Genomic DNA, 5,350 nt, shown 5'->3' on the forward strand with positions numbered 1-5,350 from the left:
TCAACCGTTACATCGCCGAGCACAACGGCAGGCCGAAGCCCTTCGTCTGGACCAAGCCGGCCGCCGCCATCCTCGATGCCGTCAACGGCAACGCTGCACCATCCGTTTGAGTCAAGGCACTAGGCCTGTCCGGAACCGACCGTTTTCGGACAAAGCGCTCGCTGTGCAGATGGTCGCATCGTGCCAGGAGGACCAGGTTGCGCAGCAGTCTCGCGACTCTGTCCACTCGCTGCGATAGCTGATACCGCGGGAAGATCCCATCGACGGAGTAACGCCCATGCGGCCTTCGGGCATGTCAGCCGGGACGAGTCGGAGCGAAGCTCTGGAGGGCGTCGTCGACATCGCGCCGGCTGCGATCGCTGCGGTGCCGATCGGGTTGCTGTTCGGCGCTCTGGCCGCGAGCAAGGGCCTCTCGATCGCCGAGGTCGCCCTCATGTCCGCGCTTGTCTGTGCCGGTGGGGCACAGTTCGCGATCATCGAACTTTGGACCTACCCTCTCGCGATTGGGACGCTCGTGGCCTCGACTGCTCTCATCAATCTCCGCCACATCCTGATGGGAGCATCCCTCGCACCCAAGACGGGTGCGTTCCGTCCCTGGCAGCGCCTGCTCACGTTCTACGCGCTCGTCGACGAGACCTGGGCTTTCGGCGAGCGACGAGCGACCGCCCGTCCCCTGACGCCGGCCTATTTCGGCGCCATGGGGGCGACGCTCTGGATCAACTGGGTGACCTGCTCGACGCTGGGCGCCGCCGCGGGGTCCTTGCTCGGTGACCCACGGTCCATCGGTGCCGACTTCGCCTTCACGGCCCTCTTCATCGGGATCGTCGCGGCCCTGTGGCGGGGACGCAGCACGGCGGTGCCGGTCATTGCCGCCGCGGTCGCCGGAGCATTGTGCTACCGGCTCGTGGGCTCGCCTTGGCACGTGATGGCCGGCGCCGCTGCCGGCATTGCAGGGGCGGCGCTCGCCTGGCGACCGGACGAGGCCCGATGATCGTCGATCTCCCGACACTCGTAACGATCGTCGCGATGGCCGTCGTGACTTATGCCACGCGCATCAGCGGGTTAGCCCTCGGCGACCGGCTAAAGCTCGGCCCGCGCGCCAAGGCCGCCGTTGATGCGATCCCTCCCGCGGTGCTGGTCGCGGTGATCGCGCCGTCGCTTCTCGCGACGGGCTGGCGCGAGACCTCAGCCAGCGCGATCACCATTGCCGCCGCGACCCGGTTACCTCTTATCGGGACTGTGGCGGTCGGCGTCGCGACGATCGTGCTGCTTCGGCACGTCGTCCCGGGCTAACTTCGCGCGGACGGCCGGGCTTTGTCGCCGTATATCGATGGTCGAGTGGATACCACGGCGGCAGAAGACGGTCGCAACTCCGCCTACCTGTCGCCAATCCCGGGCTGTGGGCGATGACCATCCTGTCGCCTTGGCCTGTCCACGTGCTGCTTGAAGATCCCAGGTGGGTTAGACCCGCCCGATGGATACTCTCCCACCCCTTGTCCTCAAATGGTCCCGCGGCCTCGCCAGCCTGTCGCCGGGCGTCGTCCCGTGCCGCGGCCTGCGCGACGCCGAATGGCGCGAGACCCACCAGCGCTGCTGCGAATTCGTCGAGCGCTGAGGCATGCAGGCGCACGCGGCTGGGTGGGGAACGACGCACCTGTTCGGCGTGAGCCCGGACCTCGGCGCGATCCGAGGCGACTTCTGCGGCCACCAGATCCCGCAGGCCGCGCGGCGGACGCCTCATGATGGTTCAGGTTGGGTATGCCTTTCCTGAACCGGCTCCCGGATGGTTCAACAAATACCGTTTGACCATTCAAAATGAACTAGCATGATGTGAACCATCCAAACTGAACCGATGGGTCCCGCCATGTTCGTCCGCGCCTACCTCCGCGCCTCCACCTCCGAGCAGGACGCCGAACGGGCACGCGCGCAGCTCGAGGCCTTCGCCACCGAGCGCGGACTCCACGTCGCGAGCTGGTACGTCGAGAACGAGGGCGGCGCGAAGCTCGCCCGCCCCGAGCTGTTCCGCCTCCTGCGGGACGCGCGGCCGGGCGACGTGCTCCTCGTCGAGCAGGTCGACCGCCTCTCGCGTCTCACTGCCGAGGACTGGGAGAGGCTGAAGGCCGAGATCGCGGCCCGGCGCATCCGCATCGTCGCCCTGGACCTGCCGACCTCGCACATGATGGCGACGGCCAGCCCCGACGACTTCACCGCCCGCGTGTTCGAGGCGGTCAACGGCATGATGCTCGACGTGCTCGCCGCGGTGGCGCGCAAGGATTACGACGACCGCCGCCGGCGGCAGGCGCAAGGCCAGGCCAAAGCCAAGACTGAGGGCCGCTACAAGGGCCGCCCGGAGGATGCGGAGCGCAACGCCAGCATCGCCGCGATGCTCGCCAAGGGCGTGTCCTGGTCTCAGGTGCAGAGCGCCACGGGATGCAGCCGGGCGACGATCGCCAAGATTGCGAAGCGCGCCGCCTGAAAGCGGGCCGCTCCCGGCCCCCGGGGGGGCGGATCGAGCCCGACCGCGATCGACCGGGCTCGGCCTCAAGGCAAGGAGGCCTCGCGCCGAAGGCGCGACGGTGCCCGGAGAGCGACCGCGGGGCCTGCGTCGCGGCTCACGCGGCCTTCAGCCGGCGCGCCGCCTCCGCCAGCGCCTCGTTCATCCGCGTCTGCCAACCCGGACCGGCAGCCTTGAACGCCTCCAGCACCTCGGGCTCGACGCGCAGCGAGATCGGCACGCGCTTGATCGCCGCCTTCGGGCGCCCGCCGCGGCTCTTGAAGGCGGCAGCCAGTTCCGGCGGCAGGTCGGCCGGTCCGAGCTTCATCTGGGAAAGCTCCTCGGCGGTCATGATGGGGGTGTCGCACACTTCGTCCCAATCCTCCTGAGTGAAGTTGGGGTTCGGGATGTAGCCGGGGGCGTGGTCAGAGTGCGTCATAGGCAGCCCTCTCAGTGCGATCGGCCCGGCGAATGCTGATGAGGCTCGTGGCCTCCGTGCCGAGCGGGGAGACGATCACCACGACGACGGTCACGCCGTACCAAGTCCCGACCAGCATCCGCCGAGGGCGGCCGGTGCGGCTCGGCTTGGTCGGCATGACGGCGTACCGGTCGAAGTCGAAGGCCGCCTCGAACTCGTCGAAGTCAAAGCCATGCTTCAAGAGGTTCGCCTGCCGCTTGGGCTCATCGTAGGTGAACAGCATGTTTTAGTATATGCCAAAACCACCAGGCTAACAAGGGGTTTTGGTATATGCCGTAATGGTGAATCACTGCGGCGACACCTACGACCGCAGATCACCACCGCCCCGGCCGGCGTCGAGGCCGGGTGCAGCCATGGGCCGGGCGGAAGCGCGCAGGCCGCGGGCAGGGCAAGAGATCTCTCACGAGCATCTTACGGATTGCAAAAAGGCATCTAGAGGATATCCTGAAGGTATGGTTTGCATATCGGAGGCGGGGGAATGGAGACGGTCATCACCGTGGTAGGCGGGACCAAGGGTGGGTCCGGTAAGTCCACGGTCGCCACCAATCTCGCGATCCTCCTCGCCGCCGCGGGCCTGGACGTGCTCCTAGTCGACGCCGACGACCAAGAGACGGCGACCGATTTCACGAACCTGCGCGAGAGCGCCCGCCCCGGCGGGGCGGGCTATACCTGCGTGGCGCTGACCGGTCCGGCCGTACGCACGGGCGTCCAGCGCCTTGCCCCGAAATATCAGCACGTGGTCATCGACACTGGCGGTCGAGACACGGTGAGCCAGCGCGCAGCCCTTTCCGTCTGCTCCGCCTACCTCGTACCGTTTGCCCCCCGGTCCTTTGACGTGTGGACCCTCGACAAGGTGTCCGACCTCGTTGAGGAGGCCCGCACGGTGAACCCGGATCTGCGGGCCTTCGCCTTCATCAACAAGGCCGACCCACGCGGCAACGAGAACGCAGAGGCCGCCGAGCTTCTGCGCTCCCGGCCTGCCCTCACCTTCATCCCGACTGGGCTGGGCAGCCGCAAGGCGTTCGGGGCCGCAGCGGCATCAGGCCTCGGCGTGACCGAGTTGCGGCCTCAGGATCCGAAGGCCTCCGACGAGATGCGGGCCCTTTACGGATATCTTTTCGATATCTCGAAGACCCCTGGAAGAGATCAAGTGGGAGCGTAAGCGATGGCCCTGAGTGCGAAGCCGACCCGGCCGACCCAGAAGGTGGCTAGCCCCGACCCCATCGAGGCCTTCATCAGCAAGGGTGGATCCGTCCCCACCCCCGTGCCGGAGGAGCGCGAGGCGAAGGGCGCGCAGCACCCGCTGAAATTCCCGGCCGGCAGCGACCTGTTCGAGCGATTGGAGCAGGCCCGGAGCGCCAGCGTGGTCAAGCTGCCGCGCAACACCTGGATCCTTCAAGCGATCGCTGAGAAACTAGCGCGTGATACCTGATAAATATCCCAAGGATATCTTTTAGATCTATATAGGGTATCGGTCCTCGCCCCACGGCGGTTGGTCTCACCGTCCGCTTCCGTGGCGGCAGCTCATTCCGCTCCTGCCGCCAGCGCGATGGTAATAGTCCGCTTCCCGGAGTGGCGCCGCTCTACGGTGACGCCCTGGCCTTTGAGCAGGGGGATCACCCGATCAATCGCGTTGCCGAGCGCCTGGTTGGTCTCCGGCCAGATCCGGAGCTTCAGGATCGCGGGATCCACCCTGTCCCTTAGGAGTGGGAGCAGGTCGGTCGCCGTGCCGGACCAAAGCTTCTTGTCGAGGGCAAGGCCCTTGATCGCGATAGCGACGGGGCTGGCCTCGAATGCCGAATTCGCGGCCTCGCGCGCTGCTGTCGTGATCAGGCTAACGAACTCGCCGGGCTCCCAGCCCAGCCCCGGTGCCGCCGCCGTGACCCACTCTGTCAGATCGGCCAGCCTCGGCAGGCCCGGCAAGCGCGTGCGGCCAATGTTGCGCACGGCCGCCGACAGGGCAGTGAACAGGGCCGCCAGCACGCGCGGCTGCGCTGCTTCCCAAAGTGCCTCGATCTCGTCTTCCGTCTGGCGAGCCTCCTCGGAGATCGGCGCGAGCCGAACCGTGAGGGTGCGGCTCCCGAGGTCGGCACGATCCGTCAGGGCCGGAATGCCGTTCAGGATGATTGGGCGAGTCGCGTCCAGCACCACCTCATCTTTGTCGGTATAGTTTGCCCTAATTGCAAAGCCGCCGCGGGTAACGATCCGGCATAAAGCATCTGCAAGCCAAGCCGGCACGCTCGACAAATTGTCTAAGAGCGCCTAACAGAACGGCACGATCGGGTCTGTTGGGCGTTGGGGTGGTATGGCTCGCCCGCTTCTTCCCGACGACCTCTGGTCTGCGATCGCCCCGCTTCTGCCGCCGCACCCGCCTCGCC

Annotated in this window: 9 protein-coding genes; 6 read left to right on the top strand and 3 right to left on the bottom strand. The window is 67.0% G+C overall.

From position 1 onward, the window contains the following. Positions 1-277: 277 nt before the first annotated feature. The 4 genes from FF100_RS36510 (at position 278) to FF100_RS36520 (ending at position 2,476) form a co-directional block, all read left to right on the top strand. Positions 278-991: an AzlC family ABC transporter permease gene (locus FF100_RS36510; RefSeq protein WP_139040891.1), complete on the top strand. Its 714-nt coding sequence runs from the start codon at positions 278-280 to the stop codon at positions 989-991. After that, complete coding sequence (locus FF100_RS36515) at positions 988-1,293, top strand: AzlD family protein (protein WP_139040892.1); 306 nt, start codon at positions 988-990, stop codon at positions 1,291-1,293. Before FF100_RS36510 ends, FF100_RS36515 begins: the two co-directional genes overlap by 4 nt. Before the next feature lie 181 nt (positions 1,294-1,474). Further along, positions 1,475-1,615 carry a hypothetical protein gene (locus FF100_RS37500; RefSeq protein ID WP_171070481.1) on the top strand — a complete coding sequence of 47 codons (141 nt, stop codon included), beginning with the start codon at positions 1,475-1,477 and terminating at the stop codon, positions 1,613-1,615. A 249-nt stretch (positions 1,616-1,864) separates the two neighbouring features. After that, the gene (locus FF100_RS36520; protein WP_139040893.1) at positions 1,865-2,476 is read left to right on the top strand and encodes a recombinase family protein; all 612 of its coding nucleotides are present in this window, start codon (positions 1,865-1,867) and stop codon (positions 2,474-2,476) included. Positions 2,477-2,612: 136 nt separating this feature from the next. Here FF100_RS36520 and FF100_RS36525 read toward each other — a convergent pair whose 3' ends face one another. Together FF100_RS36525 and FF100_RS36530 are read right to left on the bottom strand one after the other, a co-directional pair. After that, positions 2,613-2,933, bottom strand: a complete 321-nt coding sequence (locus tag FF100_RS36525) for a BrnA antitoxin family protein (protein WP_139040894.1) — start codon at positions 2,931-2,933, stop codon at positions 2,613-2,615. After that, entirely contained in the window at positions 2,920-3,195 is a 276-nt protein-coding gene (locus FF100_RS36530) for a BrnT family toxin (protein ID WP_139040895.1), read from the bottom strand. The genes FF100_RS36525 and FF100_RS36530 overlap by 14 nt, the downstream gene beginning before the upstream one ends. A 255-nt stretch (positions 3,196-3,450) precedes the next feature. On the opposite strand from FF100_RS36530, the gene FF100_RS36535 reads away from it, so the two are divergent. Next, entirely contained in the window at positions 3,451-4,134 is a 684-nt protein-coding gene (locus tag FF100_RS36535; RefSeq protein ID WP_139040896.1) for a nucleotide-binding protein, read from the top strand. Positions 4,135-4,137: 3 nt separating this feature from the next. Beyond that, positions 4,138-4,404, top strand: a complete 267-nt coding sequence (locus FF100_RS36540) for a hypothetical protein (RefSeq protein WP_139040897.1) — start codon at positions 4,138-4,140, stop codon at positions 4,402-4,404. Positions 4,405-4,496: 92 nt separating this feature from the next. On the opposite strand, the gene FF100_RS36545 is transcribed toward FF100_RS36540, so the two are convergent. Next, the gene (locus FF100_RS36545) at positions 4,497-5,120 is read right to left on the bottom strand and encodes a hypothetical protein (RefSeq protein ID WP_139040898.1); all 624 of its coding nucleotides are present in this window, start codon (positions 5,118-5,120) and stop codon (positions 4,497-4,499) included. Between the last annotated feature and the right edge of the window lie 230 nt (positions 5,121-5,350).

It is taken from the genome of Methylobacterium terricola (assembly GCF_006151805.1).
GTDB lineage: Bacteria > Pseudomonadota > Alphaproteobacteria > Rhizobiales > Beijerinckiaceae > Methylobacterium > Methylobacterium terricola.

Bases quoted from the DNA above. Each gene is read 5' to 3' on its own strand.
- FF100_RS36510 (WP_139040891.1), top strand. From the start codon at position 278: ATGCGGCCTTCGGGCATGTCAGCCGGGACGAGTCGGAGCGAAGCTCTG.
- FF100_RS36515 (WP_139040892.1), top strand. From the start codon at position 988: ATGATCGTCGATCTCCCGACACTCGTAACGATCGTCGCGATGGCCGTC.
- FF100_RS37500 (WP_171070481.1), top strand. From the start codon at position 1,475: ATGGATACTCTCCCACCCCTTGTCCTCAAATGGTCCCGCGGCCTCGCC.
- FF100_RS36520 (WP_139040893.1), top strand. From the start codon at position 1,865: ATGTTCGTCCGCGCCTACCTCCGCGCCTCCACCTCCGAGCAGGACGCC.
- FF100_RS36525 (WP_139040894.1), bottom strand. From the start codon at position 2,933: ATGACGCACTCTGACCACGCCCCCGGCTACATCCCGAACCCCAACTTC.
- FF100_RS36530 (WP_139040895.1), bottom strand. From the start codon at position 3,195: ATGCTGTTCACCTACGATGAGCCCAAGCGGCAGGCGAACCTCTTGAAG.
- FF100_RS36535 (WP_139040896.1), top strand. From the start codon at position 3,451: ATGGAGACGGTCATCACCGTGGTAGGCGGGACCAAGGGTGGGTCCGGT.
- FF100_RS36540 (WP_139040897.1), top strand. From the start codon at position 4,138: ATGGCCCTGAGTGCGAAGCCGACCCGGCCGACCCAGAAGGTGGCTAGC.